Origin of the sequence: Desulfonatronum zhilinae, assembly GCF_900182865.1 — a bacterium.
In the GTDB taxonomy this organism is placed as follows: domain Bacteria; phylum Desulfobacterota; class Desulfovibrionia; order Desulfovibrionales; family Desulfonatronaceae; genus Desulfonatronum; species Desulfonatronum lacustre.
Map to the genome: position 1 here is coordinate 57,164 of NZ_FXUJ01000014.1, position 20,533 is coordinate 77,696.

Below are 20,533 nucleotides of genomic sequence, written 5' to 3' on the forward strand. Positions count from 1 at the left end.
AAAAAAACGCGGCGGCACGCCGGAAAAATACATTTCAAAAACCGAGGATTTTTTCCATGCATTCCATTCCAGTCGATGTACGCCTTCTCAGCCCGCTGTGGTCCCAGTCCGATCTGCGGGGCGCGACGCCGGGGTCTTGCGGACTGGATCTGATGGCCTGTTTTACCGAAGAACAGCGGGTCTTGCTTCCGGGAGAACGCACGGCGGTACCCAGCGGTCTGGCCATCGACATCCGCCGACCGGGAATCGCCGGGTTCGTCTACTCCCGCAGCGGGCTGGGCACGAAGCAGGGCTTGGTGGTCAGCCAGGGCGTGGGCGTGATCGATCCCGACTATCGCGGGGAGATCATCGTCTCCTTGCTGAACACCTCCGGGGAGGAAAGGACCATCACCCGCGGCCAGCGCATCGCCCAGTTGATCTTTCAGCCCTTTTTCCCGGCCGAATTCACGGTCCGGGACGAGCTGACCGCCACCCGGCGCGGGGCCGGGGGGTTTGGGCATACAGGGTGAATAGAGCCAGGGGCGTACTCGAAATCGCGATCGAAATCGAGATCGGCATCATCGCCATTCAATGACGGGGCTATTTTCGATTTCGATTTCGATACCGATTTCGATTCCGGCTCCAATGCCAAGTCTGATTGCTCATGTCGTTTGGAAAGTGGAGTGGAATTCACCAACATGCAACGTGTAACTGACGAATTATGCCTATGACATCTTCCCTTGAATTGCTTCAGGAGCGCGAACAGCGCGTATTGTGTCGGACCTACGGTCGCTATCCTTTGGCCGTGGCTTCAGCCTCGGGATGTACCCTCGTCGATCCGGACGGACGGGAGTATCTGGACCTGCTGGCCGGAATCGCCGTGTGCAACCTCGGGCATTCCCACCCGGAACTGCTGGCCGCGATGCGGGACCAGGCCGAGCGGCTGATCCATGTCAGTAATTTGTTCTATCAGGAGGAGCAGTTGATCCTGGCTGAGAAGTTGCTGGCCACCTGCTCCCTGGACAAGGCCTTTTTCTGCAATTCCGGAGCCGAGGCCAACGAGGCGGCCATCAAACTGGCTCGTCGGTACATGCGCAAGGTCAAGGGCCGCGAGGCCTACGAGGTGATCTCCCTGGCCGGGTCGTTCCATGGCCGGACCCTGGCCACGCTGACGGCCACGGGACAGGACAAGGTCAAGGACGGCTTCGCGCCGTTGCCGGAGGGGTTTCTGACCGTTCCGTTCGGGGATTTTTCCGCCCTGGAGCGGGCCGTGTCCGGGAAAACCGCCGCCGTGCTCCTGGAGATCATCCAGGGGGAAGGCGGGGTGCGGCCCTTGACCGACGACTACCTGGCCGCTGTTCAGGAACTGTGCCGGGAGCGGGGCGTGTTGCTGATGGTGGACGAGGTGCAGACCGGGATGGGACGCAGCGGAAGATTCTGGGCCCATCAGCATGCCGGGCTTCGTCCGGATGTTCTGACCACCTCCAAGGCCCTGGCCAACGGCCTGCCCATGGGGGCGATGCTCTGCACCGACGAGGCGGCCCTGGGGTTCGAGCCGGGCAGCCACGCCACCACCTTCGGCGGCGGGCCGGTGGTGTCCATGGTGGCCGCCAAGGTGGTCGACATCCTGCTCCGGGACGACCTGCCCGGCAGGGCCGCGAGCCTTGGCGAGCTGGCTCAGGGACTGTTCCGCGAGGTTCAGGCGGCCCATCCGGGCAAGATCACCGACGTGCGCGGTCGCGGCCTGATGCTGGGCATCGAACTGTCTTTTCCCGGCCAGGACGTCTGGCGTGGGCTTCTGGAAGCGGGCTTTGTCCTGAACCTGACCCAGGACCGGGTGCTTCGGCTTCTTCCGCCGTTGGTCGTTACGGAGGCGGATTTACGACGGTTCAGTCAAGCCCTGGCTGAAATCTTGGAAAAAACGACTTGATCGGACGGGGGCGTCATGGGTGGGCCAGGGGGGCTTCAGCCTCTTCGCCGTACCCCAAAGCATCTTGCTCCCGAAGGACGTCAACGCCTGGGCCCGGAAGCGGGACGTCTTCGTAGATCAATTCCAGCGGCAGTTCCACGGCCAGACACTCAAACAGGACCGATCCCAAGGTCATGCTCTGGCCGACCCAGTTCCCGGACTGGCGATGCACCTGAACCAGTTTGCAATCCTGATCAACGAGCACGTATTCCCGCAGGCTGGGGATGGTGATGTAGGTGGACAGCTTCTCCTGCTGATCCACCCGGCGTGTAGAGGCGGAAAGGACCTCGACGATCAGGCACGGGCTGGTTCGGAAGTAAGTGTGTCGGTCGTTTTTGTCGCAGGATAGGATGAGGTCCGGGTAGTAGAAGATGGTTTTGCCTTGAAGCTGGATGCGGACTTTCATGTCTGACATGAACAATTGGCAGGGAGTGCCCCGGACATGAGGCCGCAGGGCCGTGGCGATATTCAGGGCGATCAGGCCGTGCCGGTCGCTGGCGCCGACCATGGCGTAGACCGCGCCGTCGATATACTCGTGGCGGACGTCGCTTTCCAACTCACCGGCCAGGTACTCCTGAACGCTGATGGTCTCGACGGGTTGCGCTCTGCCCATGGTTGCCTCCGTCTGGAAGGATTTCAGATCATTGCGGGGTAGGGGGAACGGCTTGATCGTAGAGCAACGCCGTCAGCAAGACAAGGTTTGACCGATCTCGATCGAGGTCGGCTGGATCATTTTTCTTTAACCGAACAAGGAGGTTGCCCATGGACGTTTCCTCGGCACAGGCCCAGGTGGCCGCGGCCAAAATTGAAGCGGAGCGCGAGCGGAGCAGGGAAATCGCGGAGCAGGAACGGCTTCAACAGCAGGATATTCGCCGCCAAGAGGAATTGGCTGCTGCCTCCAGGGCCCCGGAGCAGGCCGCGGGGCAGATCGTCGACGAGGCGGTGTAGCGCGACGGGAAGGATATCGCTCTGTTCTCCACTACTGGCCGATTTTACCCAATTTGGGTCGGAGAGGAACTGCTTCGGAGTGCGAAAAGCAGAGCGTTTTGGATTTCGCGGAGGTGGGCGGGGTCGGTGATTTTTTGGCCCAGGTGGTCCCGGACGTCGAAGGTGTCGGCGATGCGGTCGGCCTGGGTGGCGATTTTGGCGCGATGGACCCGGACCTGGAGACGTTCGAGGGAATCGGCGATCTGGTAGAGGCAGCCGGGGCGGTCGTCGGCGATGATCTCAATCTGGGTGGAAAAGTCGTTGGTCTCGTTGTCGATGTGGACCGTTGGCGGCAATGGGTGGGGGACGACTTTGGCGTTCAACCGGGAACGGCGTTTTTCTTCCAGACGGTAGTCCAGAAAAAGTTTGCCGGTCATGGCGTACTTGACCGCCTGTTTGAGGCGAAAGGCCAATTCTTCCAGGTGCAAAGGGTCCGGCGGGTCCTGAATCTTGAACACGGTGAGCACCACGCCGTCGGGCCAGGTGACCACTTCCGCGGCCAGGACGTTCACCTCGTGCAGGGCCAGTGAGCCGCAGAGCACCGGAAAGATGCCGGGCTGGCCCATGACGGCGAAGGTTACTTCATGGCAGCCCATTTCCGGAAGGTCCGCCGCTTCAACGGTTGCGAGCCCCAGGCCGCCGCGGCCGCCGGGAATGCGTCTTCTTTCCTCGGCCACCTCCCGACCCAGGCGGGCGACGAGGTGGATGTGGCCGCGGATGGTGCCGGGCGGGGTGGTCAGCAGGTAGCGTAAGGGGATTTTTCGCAGGAGTTCATCCAGGTCGGCATCAAGCTTGTCATCCAGTTTGTCATCCAGTTTTTTGGGGACGTCGCGTCCCAAGAAAAGGTGCCTGACCTCTTCTCGAACCCTTTCGACCCGCTTCACGGCTTGGGGTTCGGACAGCGGGCCATGGGCGAAGAGCTTGCGGATTTTGAAGTAGAGATCCTGAAGCAGGGACGCGGTCCACTCGTTCCAGGCCTTGGGGCCGGTGGCCCGGGCGTCGGCCATGCTGAGCAGGAACAGGCGATCCAGCCGCGCTTCGTCGCCGACGCGCTCGGCGCAGGCGGCCACCACCTGTTCGTCGTGCAGATCCTTGCGGGTGGCGGTCTTGAACAGCAGCAGGTGTTCACGGACCAGGAAAATGGTTTCCCGGACGATCGGCTCCGGAACCCGGAAGCGCCCCAGTATCCTCGCGGCCAGTTCCGCCCCGGCCGCGGCATGGTCGGGAGCGCCTTTGCCGATGTCGTGCAGCAACGCCCCCAGGACCAAGGACGTGGCGTCCGGCAGGCGTTGCAGGATGTCTCCCGCCAACACCGACCTTCGTTCCCCATTTCGGGCAGTTTGCTCCTCCACGCCCCTCTTGTTCCACCTGTTCAGCCAACCCAGAGTTTCCATGGTATGCGCCCCCAAAGGGCGCAGATGGTAGGCGTCGAACTGGATTCGGTCCTGGACCCGGCCCAATTCCGGGATCAGGGCGCCCAGTACGCCGGAGGCGAGCAGGTCGCGTCCGGCCTGAACACCGCCGGGAGCCATCAGAATGGCCGTCAGTTCCTGGAGGGTTTCGAAGCGTTCTCCCACGTCCTGAAGCAGAGTGGTGCAGGCGGAAGCCACCGCCTCACGAACCGTCCAGGAAAGGGGCAGGCCGTTTTGCCCCATAGCGGTGAACAGGGCCATGACCTGTTTTCCAGGCGGGAGGTGCCGAGGAGGGAATATCTGGGCAAAGGTCAACCCGTCCGCGGCCAGGACGATGCCCTGTTTGCTTTCTCTTTCCGGCCAGGGGACAACGGACCGGGGACGGTCCAGTCCGCGGATGGTCCGCAGGACTGCCAGGTACATGGCCCGGATGCGCTCCATGGCCTTGTGTAGTTTGCTCAGAAACAACTCCACGGCCAACCCGGCGTTGTTTGCTTCGAACCCCAGGAGACGGGCGACACGGGGTTGCAGTTCCAGATGCAGCACGTCCGCCTTGCGGCCGACCGTTAGGTGCAGGGCCGTGCGGGTTTGGAGCAGAAATGTCACGTCCCGTTCCAGTTGGAGAACGTCCGCTTCAGAGAATGGCCCCGCCGGTTGAGTGGTTATTTGGTTCTTGCCCGGGGCCAAGCGCGGGATCGCCAGCCAAAGCAGGCCGTGGTAGTCCCGAAGGCCGCCGGGGCTGGTCTTGATATTGGGTTCCAGGAGATTTTCCGTCGCAAGGTCGAAAAAGAAATCCGCGTTTCGTTTTCGAGCTCCGCCCGAGAGTGCCTCTGAGAGTTCCCCCGAGACTTCCCCTGGAACTTCCTGCGCGGACTCCGCCGGATTGGAACCATGCGCTCCATGCCTGTCCCGACCACCAAGACTATCGGTCGCGATGGCTGTATCAGCCAGGAGTGCGAGGTCGTGGTGCGCGGCCAGTTCGATAAAGGCCTCGGCGAACCGATGCATCACGGGACGGCTTCCGGCCAGAAACCGCGTTGAAAGCAGGGCGGTGAAGGTCTTATGGTCTTCCTGGGCCAGGGTGAGACATTCCTGGAGGCCGCGAACCCCGTGCCCCAGATCCAGCCCCAGATCCCAGAGCGGGAGAAAGAGCTCTCGACAAAAAGGCCCGGCCGTTTCAGGCACGCTATCCTGGAACAGCACCAGCACGTCCAGATCGGAATAGGGGCACAGAGATTCCCGACCATATCCACCAACGCCCAGAACGACGAAAGAGTCAGCGAAAATCCGGCTTGTATCCTCGGTGGATTGCGTCAGGATTTCCGAAACCCTGGTCTGGAAGTAGCGGTCCGTAAGCCGGGACAAGCACACCGGAAAATCAGTTGGGACCAGCCCTTCGGCCAACGTGGCCCGCAAAAGATCGTCGCGCTCGCCGCGTAACCGAGCGACCGCGCTTTGTCGCGGCGCTGCATCGAGTGGAGGGGAATCGGAAGAATGAATGGAGGAAGAGTCGGGGGAAGGCGACATGGAATGCGTACCGCCGCGGAAAAAGTGAATGGCAACCGCTGAGCGGCGGGGACGGGTGGGGATGTTCGGCTAAAAGGCTTCGACTCTCTGCTCCAAAAAAACGGAGCCTTTACTGAAACCAACGCAGAATCGTGTCCAGAAGATAGCGGAAGATGCCGCCCTTGCTCACGGTGCGTAAGGCAACCAGAGGATGCTCGGCGATCAGGTCGTCTTGGAGATAAACACGCAACTCTCCCACGGGCTGACCGACCTCCACCGGAGCTTCAATCAGTTCCTGAAGAGCCATCTCCTGGCGAAGATTTTCCCGGCTGCCTCTGGGTATGGAGGCGTAAAACGTCGTTTCAACGCCCACGGGCAGGCGGGTCTCCGCTCCAAACCACAGCCGAGGTTCAACGAGAATGTCTCCGGGTTGTTGAATGGTCGCGGTTTCAAATTGCCGAAACCCCCAATTCAGCAGGGCCTGGGATTGGTCCGCCCGGGCCAGTCCGCCTTCACGGGAACTGGAAGCTTCGATGCCCATGACCACGGCCACCAATCGCATGTCGTCGCGTTGGGCCGAGGTCACCAGATTGTATCCGGCCGCCGAGGTCCAGCCGGTTTTCACGCCGTCCACCGAGGGGTCCCGGCCGAGAAGCAGGTTGCGGTTGTGCTGGGTGATGTTGTTGTAGGTGAAGCTGCGTTCCGAGTAGTAACCGTAATATTCCGGGAAGTTGATGATCAGCTCTCTGGCCAGGGTGACGATGTCTCGGGCGGAGGTGTACTGCGTCTGTTCGCTGGGCAGGCCGTGGCTGTTCTGGAATTGGGTGTCGTTCATGCCCAGGGCCAGGGCCTGGGCATTCATCAGGTCCACGAAGGCCGCTTCGGTTCCGGCGATCCGTTCGGCCAGGGCCACGCAGGCGTCGTTGCCGGACTGGACGATCATCCCCCGGATCAGGTCCTCCACGGAGACGTGGCTGCCCACGTCGATGTACATCCGGGACGCTCCGGTCATTCCGGTGCGCCAAGCCTGTTCGCTGACCGGTACGTTCTCGTCCAGGGTCAACTTGCCGGCTTGCAGTTCGCGGAAGACCAGGTAGGCGGTCATGATTTTGGTCAGGCTGGCCGGTTCCACGCGCTGATCCGCGTCTTTGTCCGCCAGGGTCGCGCCGCTGCGGGCGTCCATGAGAAAATAGTTGCGGGCCGTCAGCTCGGAGGGCGGGTTGATGTCCAGGCGGGCGTGGACCGACGCGGCCAAAAGCAGGAAAAGGAAAAAAAGAAAAGAAATACGGAGTAGTCGCATGATACGCCATCCTGGAAAAATGTTTTCAGTCAGATGATGCGGAGCCTGAGGTTGAGGCATCCGCAATATGCTTGGATGTCCTTGGGGCGGGGAGCACGGGAGGTCTATTCCGCTCCGTCGGCATGGGAGGTTCGCATCATTGAAAACAAAATTCAACCGTGAACTCGCCATGATCCGTGGTGAACGGGATGGCCATGATCGGCTCGGAGGAGATGTGATGGATGGTGTGGCCTTTGCCCATGATCACCGTGGGCGTGGCCGATTGGATGGTCAGACCGGTTTCGGCCAGAAGTTGTCGGGACTTCCCGGAAATCATGTTCGTGATTTCCCCCACGGCGTCCTTTGTGTCCGTGATGACGTCTTCAATGGCGTCGCCCAGCATGTTCTTGACCACCGCCAAGGCGCATTTTTGCGTGAAGGTCACGGAGATGGTCCCGCTCTTGTCCCCGGTCAGGCCGATCACGCCGGTAACATCGCCTTTGGCCATGCTGTCCTTCTTGACGTACGGCTTGCCCGCCACGGGGGTGATCATGGCCATGGTGGACAGAACTTCCGTTGTCGCCTTGATGAAGGACTTGGCGATTTCTATGCTCATGGATGGTGCTCCTGGATGGATTGGTGCCGGGCCGGCAACAAGCCACAAAAAAAAGTGTTGGCAATGTGATATATTGGCTAAAATATTTGCCGCAACAGGTCTTCTTCCGAACTCGGTCGCCCCGCGTCGCCGTTCTTTCGTGAGCTGGCCACCTGCTGGGGCTGGGTTCCGGAAACAAAGGGCAGCAGATAAGTTTCTCCCTCCCAGGCCGGTCCGGCCAACAGACCACTGCCGGCGTCGACCCGGGCCATGACCAGCCCGGGGGGAGGGGTGAAGTTTTGCGTGGGATACATGTTTTCCACCTCCTGGCGGTATGCCAGCCAAGCCGGAAGCGCGGCCCGCGAACCTGTCTCCAGGCGGCCCAGAGGGGCGAGTTGGTCAAAACCGATATACACCCCGGTCAGCAGATACGGGGTGTAGCCGATGAACCAAGCGTCGTGGTGGTTGTTGGTGGTGCCGGTCTTTCCGGCCACCGGGCGTCCCAGGGCGCGGGCCCGGCGCCCTGTCCCGTCGCGCACAGCCTCCTCCAGCATGTTGGTAATGATGTATGCGTTCTGGGGGGATATGGCCGGAGTGGCGTGGACTTCGTTTTCCAACAGCACTTCACCCCAAGCCGTATGCACGGAGAGAATGGTTCGGGGTTCGACCGTGGAGCCGTCCCGGGCAAATGCGGAGAACGCTTGGCACATATTGACCAGATTGACCGGGATGGAACCGAGGCTGACGGAGAGGTCGGGGGTGAAGTCGCCTTGGAGGCCGAGTTCCCGAGCTCGTGCGATAATGTTGGTGATGCCCACGGACTGGGCCACCCGGATGGTGACCAGGTTTCTGGATTTGACCAGGGCGGTCCGGAGGAGGGTCGGGCCGTAAAATCGGCCCTCGAAATTTTCCGGTTTCCATGTGTCGCTGGTCGCGGCGTCCGTAAAGACGATGGGCGCGTCCATCACGATGGATGCCGCCGTGTAGCCGTGATCCAGGGCCGCGGAATAAACGATGGGCTTGAACGTGGAACCGGGTTGGCGAACGGCCTGGGTGGCTCGGTTGAAGTGGCTGCGCTGAAAGCTGTAGCCTCCGACCAGGGCCAGGACATCGCCGGTCAGCGGATCGATGGAGGCCAGAGCGCCCTCCACGGTGGGTTCCTGCTCCAGGGCGAGTTCCCACTTCCTGCCCAGCAAGGCCTGGGCGATATCATCGGCCTGCTCGCCGTTCTCCGCTTCCAAGTCCAGGGCCAGTTCGTCCAGGCTCTCGTTCTCCATGGGAAGCAACGAGGCCCAGACAACGTCGCCGACCTCCAGAACGCGTTGAGCGTCCCGGATCGGCGGAACATCTTCCGGAGCTCGGGCCGGGTTTGGAGTTCGCGCCCAGCCCATGGCCGCGACGTCCAGCCATCCATGATACGGACCGAAGCGGACATATGCGCCGTCGGCACGCACGTCCGTGACCAGGGCCCGAATCCAGTCGCCGCTCAGCACGGCGTCCATGTCCACATGCTGGTTCTGTAAAAAAACATCCGCCGCCGCGCCGGTCAGCCGTTCGATGGGGCCGCGCCAGCCTTGGCGCTTGCCCAGGGCGATCAATTCGGAGCGCATGGCCTGTTCCGCCGCGATCTGGTGGCGCAGGTTCACCGCGGTCCGGACTTTCAGTCCACCGGTGTAGACCTTTTCCTCTCCGTACTTGGCGATCAAATCCCGGCGAACTTCTTCCAGGTACCAGGCCCCGCGTTGCCAGGAGGGGTCGCTTCCGCTGTCGAAGACCAACTGTTGTTCCAGGGCCGCCGAATACTCTGCCGGGGAAATCCATCCCAGGGCCAGCAGACGATCCAACACATAGACTTGCCTGGATCTGGCCCCGGCGGCGTTGCGCAACGGATTGTTCAAGGAAGGCGCCTTGGGCAGACCGGCCAGCAGGGCCACCTCGGCCAAATCCAGCTCATGGGCGTGTTTGTTGAAGTAGGTCCTGGCCGCGGCTTCGATGCCGTAGGCCCCGGCGCCGAAGAATATCTGGTTCAGATAGATGGTCAGGATTTCGTCCTTGGTCAGGTAGCGCTCCAGCCGGTAGGCCAGAATGGCTTCCTTGAGCTTGCGCTCATAGCTGCGTTCCGGAGTGAGCAGCAAGGACTTGATCACCTGCTGGGTGATGGTGCTGCCGCCCTGAACGATGCCCCGAGCCTGGATATTGCGGATCAAAGAGCGCATGATCCCTGAGATGTCGATGCCCTCATGTTGATAGAAATTGCTGTCCTCGGCGGCCAGGAAGCTCTGGACGACGTGGGGGGGCAAGTCGGAGGATTCCACCAGAAAACGACGCTCGTTGTAGAAGTAGCCCAAGACTTCGCCGTCCTGGGCCAGCACCGTGGTAACCAATGACGGGTTGTAGTCCGTGATTTTCTTGAAGCTGGGCAGGTCCCGCGCGGCCCAAACATACAGTCCAAGGAGGCCTCCGGCCCCGGCCAGGACCAGAAAAACCACCAGTATAAGGCCAATGATCAACAGTTTACGCATTATCTTGGTCTCGGTTCATCCGCGAAGAGCCCCCAGGCGGTCAGCAAGGAGTCGTGCAAGGAACGCAGGGCGGATGGATCGGTCTTGAACAGGGCGAGAAGCCCCGAAGTTGACGAACAGGTGTTCACGGCCAGGCATTCCGGCGAGGTCAACGTGAACAGCTTGGAATGAATAAACCAGAATGGATAGAGTCGGCAATAATAGGGACGGTCCGTCACGGGCAGAACGCAGCCGTTTTGGTCGAGAAAAATACAGCTTCCGTCAGTGGTTACCGACAAACGATAGTGGGTGTTCCGGGATGGATAGAGCTTTTGGATTTCTTCGCGACGGCCTGGAAACAGCTTATGCACGGCCCGTAAAAAACTTTCGGAATTGGGCTCCTCGACGCATGCTGGAACACCGGGCTCCAAAGCGTGGGGCTCCAGCCGCAAGCGTTCTTCCGGGCTGATGGGGATGCACGAGGCCTCCATCCCGGGAATGATCCGGCAACAGGTCGGAAACTTCTCGGCGCATCGGCCGCAAATGTCGACTGGTTCAGACTGGGTATTCATTGAATCTTTGTATTTGCTCAGCACGTTTTGCGACCTCTCTTGTTCCGGCAATCGGGGTCGGTATCGGTATCGGAGTCGGAATCGAAACAGGAAGAATTGAGAACGCATCCCAGCGTTTTCGATCCCGATCCCGATTCCGATTCCGACCCCGGCAACAGAATTTACTCTGTGCTGAGTAGTTACGAATCTTTTTGAGCAGACGCACGTATGGGCTCACCCGGCAAATTTGACGCCTCCCTTGCCCAGCAGGTCGTGCAGATGGACCATGCCCTGGAGTCGGCCCGCGGCGTCCACCACGGGCAGAACCGTAATGGCGGCGGATTCCATGACGTCCAGGGCCAGGGCGGCGGTCTGGTCCGGAGAGACGCTGCGCGGGGATTTGGTCATCACCGCGTCCACCGCGATCGCCGGGTCAAGCCGCTCCTGGCAGACCAGCCGCCGGACGTCGCCATCCGTGAGAATGCCCGTGAGACGGCCTTGGTCGTCCACCACGGCCACCGTGCCCAGGCCGCCGGAGTTCAGCGCGGTCAGGGTCTGGGCCAGGGCGACTCCGGAGCGGACCACTGGAAGATTTTTCCGATGCATGACGTCCTGGATCAGCAGCCGCAACCGCTGCCCCAGGGTGCCGCCCGGGTGGCAGCGCCGAAAGGCGCAGGCGTCGAAGCGCTTCCAGTGAATCAGGCAGACGGCCAGGGCGTCGCCCACGGCCAGGGCCGCGGTGGTGCTGGCCGTGGGGGCCAGTCCCAGTGGGCAGGCCTCCTTGGGCACGGCGACCTTGATCACGATATCGCTCAACCCGGCCAGGGAGGAGTGCTCGTTGCGGGTCAGGGCCACGACGCGCACTCCCAGGGAGCGCAGGGTGGGCAGAATGGCGTTCAACTCGTCGGTTTCGCCGCTGTTGGAGATGGCCAGGGCCACGTCTTCGGGACGGATCATGCCCAGGTCGCCGTGGGCCCCTTCCACAGGATGCAGAAAAAAGGCCGGAGTGCCGGTGCTGCTCAGGGTGGCCGCGATCTTGCGGCCCACGAGGCCGGACTTGCCCAGGCCGATGACCACGACCCGTCCGGAGCATTCGGCCAGGGTTTCCAGGGCGTCCAGAAAGCCCCGGCCCAGGTCGTCGCGTACGGCGACCAGGCCGGCAATCTCCACGTCCAGGACTTCCCGACTCAGGGCCAGCCAGTCGCGGGCCGGTGCCTGGGATGGTGGGGGAGACAGGGCTTGATGTGCAGCCTGGGGCGGAACCTGGGTCATCGCCGTCCTCCGGAGGTTATCCGCAACACTTGTCTTCCAGGCACATCTTGGAGCAGGCGGGATCCACGTCCAACGGATAGCGTCCGTCGAAGCAGGCCAGACAATAGCCCATGTCCTTGCCGGCCGAGGTCAGCAGGCCGTCGATGCTCAGGTAGTGCAGGCTGTCCAGGCCGATGTAGCGGGCGATGTCCGGGACCGGATGGTTGGAGGCGATCAGTTCTCCCTTGGAGGAAAAGTCGATGCCGAAATAGCAGGGGTGCCGGATTGGCGGACAGCTGACCCGCATGTGGATCTCCCGGGCTCCCAGCTCGCGCAACTTTTTGACCCTGGTCCGGATGGTGGTGCCGCGAACGATGGAGTCTTCGATGATCACCAGGCGCTTGTTCTTGATCAGCGAGCGGACCGGGTTGAGTTTGACGCGCACGCCGAAGTCCCGCATGTCCTGGGAGGGCTGGATGAAGGTCCGGCCGATGTAGTGGTTGCGGATCATGGCCAGTTCGAAGGGCATGCCCGAGGCTTGGGCGTAGCCCACGGCGGCGTACATCCCGGAGTCCGGGAACGGCATGATGAAGTCCGCGTCCACGGGGGCTTCCTGGGCGAGAAGCTCGCCCATTCTCTTGCGGGCCGCGTAGACCTCCCGACCGAAGACAAACGAGTCCGGCCGCGCGAAATAGACCAACTCGAAGATGCAGGACTTGGAGGGCGCGACCTCGGCGAAGCGCCGTGAGCTGAGACAGCGATCCTCAATGATCACCATTTCCCCGGGCTCGATGCAGCGCAGGTATTCCGCCTCCAGCAGGTCAAAGGCGCAGGTTTCCGAGGCCACCACGTAGGCGTCGCCCATCCGGCCCAGGGACAAGGGGCGGAAACCCAGGGGGTCGCGCAGGGCGATGAGCTTGTTGTTGGCCAGGATGACCAGCGAATAGGCCCCCTGAATCCGAGAGCAAGCCAGGGCGATGGCTTCTTCCAGGCTTTTGCCGTTCAGGTTGCGGGCGATCAGGTGAACGATGACTTCGCTGTCCATGGTGGTCTGGAAGATCGATCCTTGCTCTTCCAATTCCTGACGCAGGGTCTGGGCGTTGACCAGGTTCCCGTTGTGACCGATGGCCAGACGGTATTCCCCGAAGCGGACCATGAAGGGCTGGGCGTTGCGCAGCAGGGAGGCCCCGGTGGTGGAGTAGCGGATGTGCCCCACCGCGGTGGAGCCCTTGAGTTCCTTGCCCAGATGGCGCTCGTTGAACACGTCGGCCACCAGGCCCATGCCCCGCTGCTCGCGAATCTTGGTCCCATCCCAGGTTACGATGCCGGCGCTTTCCTGGCCGCGATGCTGCAGGGCGTACAGTCCGAAATAGGCCATTCTGGCCGCCTCCGGATGCCCGGAAATGCCGACGAGTCCGCAGTATTCTCGTTTCATTGAGCGTGTTCCTGAAAAGTGTGTCGGTGTGTTTTCGGCAATTTTTCGGAAATCCACATGGTCACCATGGCTTCCGTGGAGACCCCGAGGATTTTTGCTTGATCAGCCATTGATGCAATCATCCAACTCGGAAAGGAAAAGGAAACGGTCTGTTTTTCCAAGCCTGGCCTTGATGCTTGAGAGAAGTCGAGAAAATCGGAAATATCTTCTCCATCATCGAAACGTCGATCAAATTCATCGGCTTTCAGCATAGTGTTCTCGCTCATGAGATTCACCCACGATGATACTCCTGCAAACTCTTCACTTCCATGCCCCGGCCTTTGAGTTCCTGGAGGGCCTGGGCCATGGCTTTGGCTCCGGCCAGGGTGGTGGTGTAGGGGATGCCGTAGAGCAGGGTGGTTTGCCGGATGGAGGAGGAGTCGTGCACGGTTTTCTTCCCGGAGGAGGTGTTGATCACCAGGTCGATGGCCTTGTTTTTGATATGGTCCACCACGTGGGGACGGCCCTCGTGGACCTTGAAGACGTGCTCCGCGCTGAGGCCGTGTTGCTGGAGCAGGCCGGCGGTGCCCTTGGTGGCCAGAATGCGGAAGCCCAGTTCCTGGAATATCTTGGCCACGGGAAGCACCTCCTGCTTGTCCGCGTCGTTCACGGAGATGAACACCGTGCCGGATTCGGGCAGGCGTTGGCCCGCGGCGAGTTGGCTCTTCATGAAGGCCAGGCCGAAGCTCTCGTCAATGCCCATGACCTCCCCGGTGGAGCGCATTTCCGGGCCCAGGAGCACGTCCACGCCGGGAAAGCGGCGGAACGGAAACACGGATTCCTTGACCGAGATGTACTTCAGCGGAACCTGGGCCGGGATGCCCAGATCCTTCAGTTTTTGCCCGAGCATGATCCGGGTGGCCAGTTTGGCCAGGGGCAGGCCGGTGGCCTTGCTCACGAAGGGCGCGGTGCGCGAGGCCCGGGGGTTGACCTCCAGAATGTAGATCGTCCCGTCCTGGACCGCGAACTGGATGTTCATCAGTCCGATCACGCCCAGTTCACGGGCCAGGGCCTCGGTCTGGCGACGGATCTCGGCGATGATTGCCTCGGGCAGGGTGTGCGGAGGCAGGACGCAGGCCGAGTCGCCGGAGTGGATTCCGGCTTCCTCGATATGCTCCATGATCCCGGCCACCAGCGTATCCCGGCCGTCGCTGAGGGCGTCCACGTCTACTTCAATGGCGTGTTGCAGGAATTTGTCGATGAGAATGGGGTGGCCGGGGCAGACCTGGGCCGCCTGGGTGAAGTAGGAGCGCAACTGCGCCTCGTCAAAGACGATCTCCATGGCCCGTCCGCCGAGGACGTAGGAAGGCCGGACCACCACCGGGTAGCCGATGCGTCCGGCAATGACGATGGCCTCGTCCGGGGTCATGGCCGTGCCGTTGGCCGGTTGGCGCAGATTCAGCTTCTGAAGCAGGGCCTGAAAGCGTTCCCGGTCCTCGGCCCGGTCGATGCTGTCCGGGCTGGTGCCCAGGATGGGCACGCCGGCGCGCATCAGGGGCACGGCCAGGTTCAGCGGCGTCTGGCCGCCGAACTGGACGATCACGCCCTCGGGCTGTTCCGTCTCCACGATGTTCAGCACGTCCTCGAAGGTCAGGGGCTCGAAATAGAGCCGGTCCGAGGTGTCGTAGTCCGTGCTCACGGTTTCGGGGTTGGAATTGACCATGATCGATTCCACGCCCATTTCCCGCAGGGCATAGGAGGCGTGGACGCAGCAGTAGTCGAATTCGATGCCCTGGCCGATGCGGTTCGGACCGCCGCCCAGAATAACCACCTTGCGCCCGTTGCTGCCTTGGGCGCCGGCCCGGGTCTCGCTTTCCTGCTCGTAGGTGGAATAGTAATAGGGCGTGTAGGCCTCAAACTCCGCGGCGCAGGTGTCCACCAGCTTGTAGGTGGGCAGGATGCTCAACTCCTGGCGCAGTTTGCGGATGTCCGTCTCGGCCCGCTTCCAGACCGCGGCCAGCTGGGCGTCGGAAAAGCCCATCTCCTTGGCTCGGCGCAGGATGTCCGCCATGTTCGGGTTGGCGGCGGAGAGGTTCTCGGCCAGGGCGAACTGCTTCAGCTCGTTCTCAAAGACGACGATCTCCGCGATCTGGCGGATGAACCAGGGATCAATGCCCGTGGCCTCCACGATTTCGGCTTCGCCGAGTCCGGCTACCAGAGCCTGACGCAGAACGAACAGCCGCTTGGAGTGGGGCAGGCGCAGCCCGCTGAGAATGGTTTCATGGTCCGGGACGGACTGGGAAAGATCCGAGCTGAGCCCCGTGACCCCGACCTCCAGGGAACGCATGCCTTTTTGCAGGGCTTCCTTGAAAGTCCGACCAATGGCCATGGTCTCGCCCACGCTCTTCATGGATGTGGTCAGATAGTCCTGGGAGCCGAGAAATTTTTCGAAGGTGAACCGGGGGATCTTGATCACGCAGTAGTCGATGGCCGGCTCGAAGGAGGCCATGGTTTCCCGGGTGATGTCGTTGGGCAGTTCGTCCAGGGTGTAGCCCACGGCCAGCTTGGCCGCGATCTTGGCGATGGGGAAGCCGGTGGCCTTGGAGGCCAGGGCCGAAGAGCGGGACACCCGGGGGTTCATCTCAATGACCACCAGGTCGCCGTTTTGCGGATTGACCGCGAACTGGACGTTGGACCCGCCGGTCTCCACGCCGATCTCGCGCATGATGGCCAGGGAGGCGTTGCGCATCCGCTGGTATTCGGCGTCGGTCAGGGTCTGGGCCGGGGCCACGGTGATGGAGTCCCCGGTATGCACGCCCATGGGATCCAGATTTTCGATGGAGCAGATGATCACGGAGTTGTCGTTCTTGTCCCGCATCACCTCCAGCTCGAATTCCTTCCAACCCAGGACGGACTCTTCCAGCATCACCTCGGTCTTCATGCTGGCGGTCAAGCCCTGTTCGGCCAGGGCTTCAAGGTCTTCCTGGTTGTAGGCCACCCCGCCGCCGGTGCCGCCCAGGGTGAAGGCCGGACGGACGATGATCGGAAAGCTGATCTCCCGGGCCGCTTGGCGGACCTGATCCATGTTCCGGGCGATCAGGCTTTTGGGAACGTTCAGACCGATGTTGTGCATGGCCTGGCGAAATTCTTCACGGCTTTCGGCCTTGCGAATAGCCTCCTGCGTCGCGCCGATGAGTTCCACGCCGTACTGGTCCAGGACCCCGGACTCGGCCAGGGCCAGCCCCGTGTTCAGACCGGTTTGACCACCCAGAGTGGGCAACAGGGCGTCCGGACGCTCCCGGGCGATGATCTTGGCCACCACTTCCGGATCAATGGGTTCGATGTAGGTTTTATCGGCCAGTTCCGGATCGGTCATGATCGTGGCCGGATTGGAATTGACCAGAATGACCTCGTAGCCCTCTTCCTTCAGGGCTTTGAGGGCCTGGGTCCCGGAATAATCGAATTCGCAGGCCTGACCAATGACGATGGGGCCGGAGCCGATGAGCAGAATGCGGCGAAGATCGGTTCGTTTGGGCATGTTGGAATGTCTCGAAAACGGGTTCTTGGGGTGGTGGCGAAATGAATGGACCTGGAACGGGAACGCGTCGCGCCGTGACCTTGGGCCGTCCGGTTTGGACTGTTCGCCGAGCCGGTCACGATACAGCGGCGCGTGGATCAACCGTTCGGTCGTTTACAAGAGAGCGCCTGTAAACGCAAACACAACGGCATTTCAGGCTTGGAAAAATAAGACATTCAATGTCATTTCTTTTTGCCGCCCCTCGTGTTAAGATTGTTAAAAAAATCACGTGACCTGTCGATAAGGCTGAAACAAAAAGAGTTTATCACGACGCTTCGTCAAATGCGGCGGCGTTCGCGAGACACGACGGCGCGGAGTTCGGACGATCGGGCCATGGACTTTTCATGTCGTTGGCGGCGTCCCGTCACGACAAACATGCGCGGAGGCAGGATGGCACAGGAGAACCTCGTTCAAAAAGGTCCGGAAGCGGAACTGCTGCAATTGGTCACCTTCCACATCGGGGAAGAGGAATTCGGCGTGGAGATCCTCAAGGTCCAGGAGATCATCCGGATGATGGGCATCACCAGGGTGCCCAAGGCACCGGATTTCGTGGAAGGAGTGATCAACCTGCGGGGCAAGGTCATTCCGATCATCGATCTGCGCAAGCGCTTTGGAATGACGACCCAGGAGCACGACAAGCACACCCGGATCATCGTCATCGAAATCAACAACGTCATCGTCGGCTTCGTGGTGGATTCGGTTTCCGAAGTGCTGCGCATCCCGGCGAATACGGTGGAACCGCCCCCGGCCATCATCTCGGGGATCGAATCCGAATACATCAACGGAGTGGGCAAGCTGGCCGACAGGCTGTTGATCCTGTTGGACCTGGATCGCCTGTTGAGCAGGGGCGAACAGAGCATACTGGCCGGCATTTAGGTTGTTTCCGGCCTGAAGCGCGTTGGTTCGAATAGCCGCTCACGTAACGAAACAGAAGGAGACCGAGGCAATGAAGAACATGACCATTCGAATGAAGCTGATCATCGCGGGGGTGGTGGCGACCATCATTCCCCTGGTGCTTATCGCGGGGATAGCCATGTGGAAGGCCGAGCAGGCCGAGGAGATCGCGGCGCACGCGGTGGAGCAGCTCGCAAGGAATCAGAACGAGGGCGTCGTGTCCGGGGTCGTGGCCATGGTCACCAGCATGCAGGAAGTGCTGGAGCAAAAGACCATCAGCGACCTGAACGTGGCCCGGGACATTTTGCGCCGGACCGGTCGGGTGCATTTCGCGGAGACCACCGTGCAATGGCGGGCGATCAATCAATTTTCCCGTGAAGAGACAAATATCCGCCTGCCGAGGATGATGGTCGGCGACACCTGGCTGGGCCAGAACGCCAACGTGGACCGCTATTCGCCGATTGTCGACGACACCCGGGAACTGGTGGGCGGCACCGCCACCATTTTTCAACGCATGAACGAGGCCGGAGACATGCTCCGGGTGAGCACCAACGTCCAGACCCTGGACGGAAACAGGGCCATCGGCACCTACATTCCGGCGCGCAACCCGGACGGGACCCCCAACCGGGTCTTGGAGCGCGTGCTGTCCGGGCAGCGTTTTATCGGCAGGGCTTTTGTGGTCAACGCCTGGTATGTCACGGCTTATGAGCCGATCATGGACGATGGCGGCAGGGTCGTGGGCGTGTTGTATGTCGGAGTGCCGGAAGAAAGCGCCGAGAGTCTGCGTCGACAGATCATGGAGATCACGGTGGGCGAGACCGGCTATGTGTTCGTGGTCGACTCCAAAGGCCAATATATCATTTCCCACCATGGCGCACAGGACGGCGAGAACATCTGGGAGGCCCGGGACGCCGGCGGCAGGTTGTTTGTTCAAGAAATGATCGCCAGAGCCAAGGCCTTGAGAACCGGGGAATTCGCCGAAGACCGCTATCCCTGGAAAAATCCGGGGGAAGCCGAAGCCCGGATGAAGACCGTCAGCATCGCTTACTTTGCGCCTTGGGACTGGATCATCGGCGCGGGAACTTTCGACGAGGAAATTTTTCAGGATGTGGAATTGATCAGGACCACGAACAGCCAGGGCCGGATGGTCATTTGGAGCGTTCTCGCGGCGACCCTGATCGCCGTGGTGGCCTTGTGGCTGCTGCTGGCCTCCCGGATTACCGGACCCATCAATCGTTTGATGAAGTACGCCGAAGCCGTGGCCGGTGGAGACCTGCACGCCCAGTCCAACATTGATCAACAGGACGAGGTCGGGAAGCTGAACCGGAGCATTCAATCCATGGTCGGCACCTTGATCGAAAAAATGGAAGAGGCCGACGTCAAGGCCAAGGAGGCGGAGCAGAAGGCCGAGGAATGCAACCTGGCCACTCAGGAGGCCGAGGAAGCTAAACGCCAAGCCGAACAAGCCCAACGCGACGGGATGCTCCAGGCAGCCGGACGCATTGAAGGCGTGGTGGAACAGGTCGGATCGGCCTCCGAACAGTTGGCGGCTCAGGTGGAGCAGGCCAGCCGGGGCGCGGAAGAGCAGCGCTCCCGCACCGGCGAAACGGCCACGGCCATGGAAGAGATGAACGCCACGGTTCTGGAGGTTGCCAAGAACGCCTCCCAGGCCGCCGAGGCCTCGGATATGGCCCGGACCAAGGCCGTGAACGGCGCGGACGTGGTCAGCGCCTCGGTCGCCGCCATCAACAAGGTTCAGCGGCAGGCCGGAGAAATGAAAAACAATCTCAGTCAACTGGGACAGCAGGCCGAACAGATCGGACGGATCATGAACGTGATCGAGGATATCGCGGATCAGACCAACCTCCTGGCCCTGAACGCGGCCATCGAGGCGGCCCGGGCCGGGGACGCTGGACGCGGCTTCGCCGTGGTGGCCGACGAGGTCCGCAAGCTGGCGGAAAAGACCATGAACGCCACCAAGGAAGTGGGCGACGCCATTTCCGCCATCCAGCAGGGCACCAGGAACAACATCCAGGGCATGGATCAGTCCGTGGCCGCCATTGAGGAAGCCACGCAACTGGCCAACAAGTCGGGCGAAGCCCTGAAGGAAATCCTGGCCCTGGCCGAACAGGCCGCTGACCAGGTCCGGTCCATCGCCACGGCCGCGGAACAGCAGTCCGCCACCAGTGAGGAGATCAATCGCGGCGTGGAGGACATCAACCGCATCGCCTCGCAAACCAGCGAGGTCATGAACCAGTCCGCCGAAGCCGTGTCCGAACTGGCCAGGCAAGGAAACGAGCTGCGGGAGCTGGTCCGGCAGCTGAAAGAAGCTTGATGCGCAGGGACTGTTTCTTCGCGGTCGTCAAAAGGCGACCGCGAAGGAACGGTTCGCGACGCCGTCATACTTGAGATTCATCCGGCTGGAAGGTATCGCCCGATCGGCGATGTTCCAGTCGGGTGAATTTTTTTGTTACTACTCAGCATAGAGTAATGCCGTTGCCGGGGTCGGAGTCGGAATCGGGATCGGGATCGAAAACGCTGGGATGCGTTCTCAATTCTTCCTGTTCCGATTCCGACTCCGATAGCGAAGCGCCGACCCCGATCCCGATGGCCAGATC

15 protein-coding genes are annotated in these 20,533 nt (G+C 61.4%); 5 read left to right on the forward strand and 10 right to left on the reverse strand.

Annotation, left to right across the window (positions count from 1 at the left end; genetic code table 11):
- The first annotated feature begins 56 nt into the window (after positions 1-56).
- Together dut and AC559A_RS11975 are read left to right on the forward strand one after the other, a co-directional pair.
- The gene (gene dut / locus AC559A_RS11970; RefSeq protein ID WP_028571848.1) at positions 57-509 is read left to right on the forward strand and encodes a dUTP diphosphatase; all 453 of its coding nucleotides are present in this window, start codon (positions 57-59) and stop codon (positions 507-509) included.
- Between the two features lie 197 nt (positions 510-706).
- On the forward strand, positions 707-1,909 hold the full coding sequence (locus tag AC559A_RS11975) for an aspartate aminotransferase family protein (RefSeq protein WP_498818092.1): 1,203 nt from the start codon (positions 707-709) through the stop codon (positions 1,907-1,909).
- Positions 1,910-1,922: 13 nt separating this feature from the next.
- Here AC559A_RS11975 and AC559A_RS11980 read toward each other — a convergent pair whose 3' ends face one another.
- Positions 1,923-2,561, reverse strand: coding sequence for a Uma2 family endonuclease (locus AC559A_RS11980; protein ID WP_498818093.1), 639 nt, complete (start codon positions 2,559-2,561; stop codon positions 1,923-1,925).
- Positions 2,562-2,710: 149 nt separating this feature from the next.
- On the opposite strand from AC559A_RS11980, the gene AC559A_RS11985 reads away from it, so the two are divergent.
- The gene (locus AC559A_RS11985; protein WP_028571846.1) at positions 2,711-2,896 is read left to right on the forward strand and encodes a hypothetical protein; all 186 of its coding nucleotides are present in this window, start codon (positions 2,711-2,713) and stop codon (positions 2,894-2,896) included.
- A gap of 44 nt (positions 2,897-2,940) precedes the next feature.
- Here AC559A_RS11985 and AC559A_RS11990 read toward each other — a convergent pair whose 3' ends face one another.
- The 9 genes from AC559A_RS11990 to carB form a co-directional block, all read right to left on the reverse strand.
- Positions 2,941-5,874 carry a [protein-PII] uridylyltransferase family protein gene (locus AC559A_RS11990; protein WP_084031943.1) on the reverse strand — a complete coding sequence of 978 codons (2,934 nt, stop codon included), beginning with the start codon at positions 5,872-5,874 and terminating at the stop codon, positions 2,941-2,943.
- Positions 5,875-5,983: 109 nt separating this feature from the next.
- The gene (locus AC559A_RS11995; RefSeq protein WP_028571844.1) at positions 5,984-7,153 is read right to left on the reverse strand and encodes a D-alanyl-D-alanine carboxypeptidase family protein; all 1,170 of its coding nucleotides are present in this window, start codon (positions 7,151-7,153) and stop codon (positions 5,984-5,986) included.
- A 136-nt stretch (positions 7,154-7,289) separates the two neighbouring features.
- Complete coding sequence (locus AC559A_RS12000) at positions 7,290-7,748, reverse strand: chemotaxis protein CheX (protein WP_028571843.1); 459 nt, start codon at positions 7,746-7,748, stop codon at positions 7,290-7,292.
- Between the two features lie 77 nt (positions 7,749-7,825).
- Complete coding sequence (locus tag AC559A_RS12005; protein ID WP_498818094.1) at positions 7,826-10,249, reverse strand: penicillin-binding protein 1A; 2,424 nt, start codon at positions 10,247-10,249, stop codon at positions 7,826-7,828.
- The gene (locus AC559A_RS12010) at positions 10,249-10,800 is read right to left on the reverse strand and encodes a YkgJ family cysteine cluster protein (protein ID WP_028571841.1); all 552 of its coding nucleotides are present in this window, start codon (positions 10,798-10,800) and stop codon (positions 10,249-10,251) included. The genes AC559A_RS12005 and AC559A_RS12010 overlap by 1 nt, the downstream gene beginning before the upstream one ends.
- Positions 10,801-11,013: 213 nt before the next feature.
- Positions 11,014-12,051 (reverse strand): KpsF/GutQ family sugar-phosphate isomerase, encoded by a 1,038-nt coding sequence (locus AC559A_RS12015; RefSeq protein ID WP_211239039.1) that lies wholly within the window; start codon positions 12,049-12,051, stop codon positions 11,014-11,016.
- A 16-nt stretch (positions 12,052-12,067) separates the two neighbouring features.
- Positions 12,068-13,465 carry an amidophosphoribosyltransferase gene (gene purF, locus AC559A_RS12020; RefSeq protein ID WP_028571839.1) on the reverse strand — a complete coding sequence of 466 codons (1,398 nt, stop codon included), beginning with the start codon at positions 13,463-13,465 and terminating at the stop codon, positions 12,068-12,070.
- A complete protein-coding gene (gene brnA, locus AC559A_RS12025) occupies positions 13,462-13,731 on the reverse strand; it encodes a type II toxin-antitoxin system BrnA family antitoxin (protein WP_498818095.1) in 270 nt (89 codons plus the stop codon). The genes purF and brnA overlap by 4 nt, the downstream gene beginning before the upstream one ends.
- 5 nt (positions 13,732-13,736) lie before the next feature.
- Positions 13,737-16,982, reverse strand: coding sequence for a carbamoyl-phosphate synthase large subunit (gene carB / locus AC559A_RS12030; protein WP_498818096.1), 3,246 nt, complete (start codon positions 16,980-16,982; stop codon positions 13,737-13,739).
- 429 nt (positions 16,983-17,411) lie between these two features.
- Between carB and AC559A_RS12035 the strand changes: the two genes are divergently transcribed.
- Both AC559A_RS12035 and AC559A_RS12040 read left to right on the forward strand, forming a co-directional pair.
- On the forward strand, positions 17,412-17,897 hold the full coding sequence (locus AC559A_RS12035; protein ID WP_498818097.1) for a chemotaxis protein CheW: 486 nt from the start codon (positions 17,412-17,414) through the stop codon (positions 17,895-17,897).
- Positions 17,898-17,967: 70 nt separating this feature from the next.
- Complete coding sequence (locus AC559A_RS12040) at positions 17,968-20,250, forward strand: methyl-accepting chemotaxis protein (protein ID WP_498818098.1); 2,283 nt, start codon at positions 17,968-17,970, stop codon at positions 20,248-20,250.
- Positions 20,251-20,533: the final 283 nt, after the last annotated feature.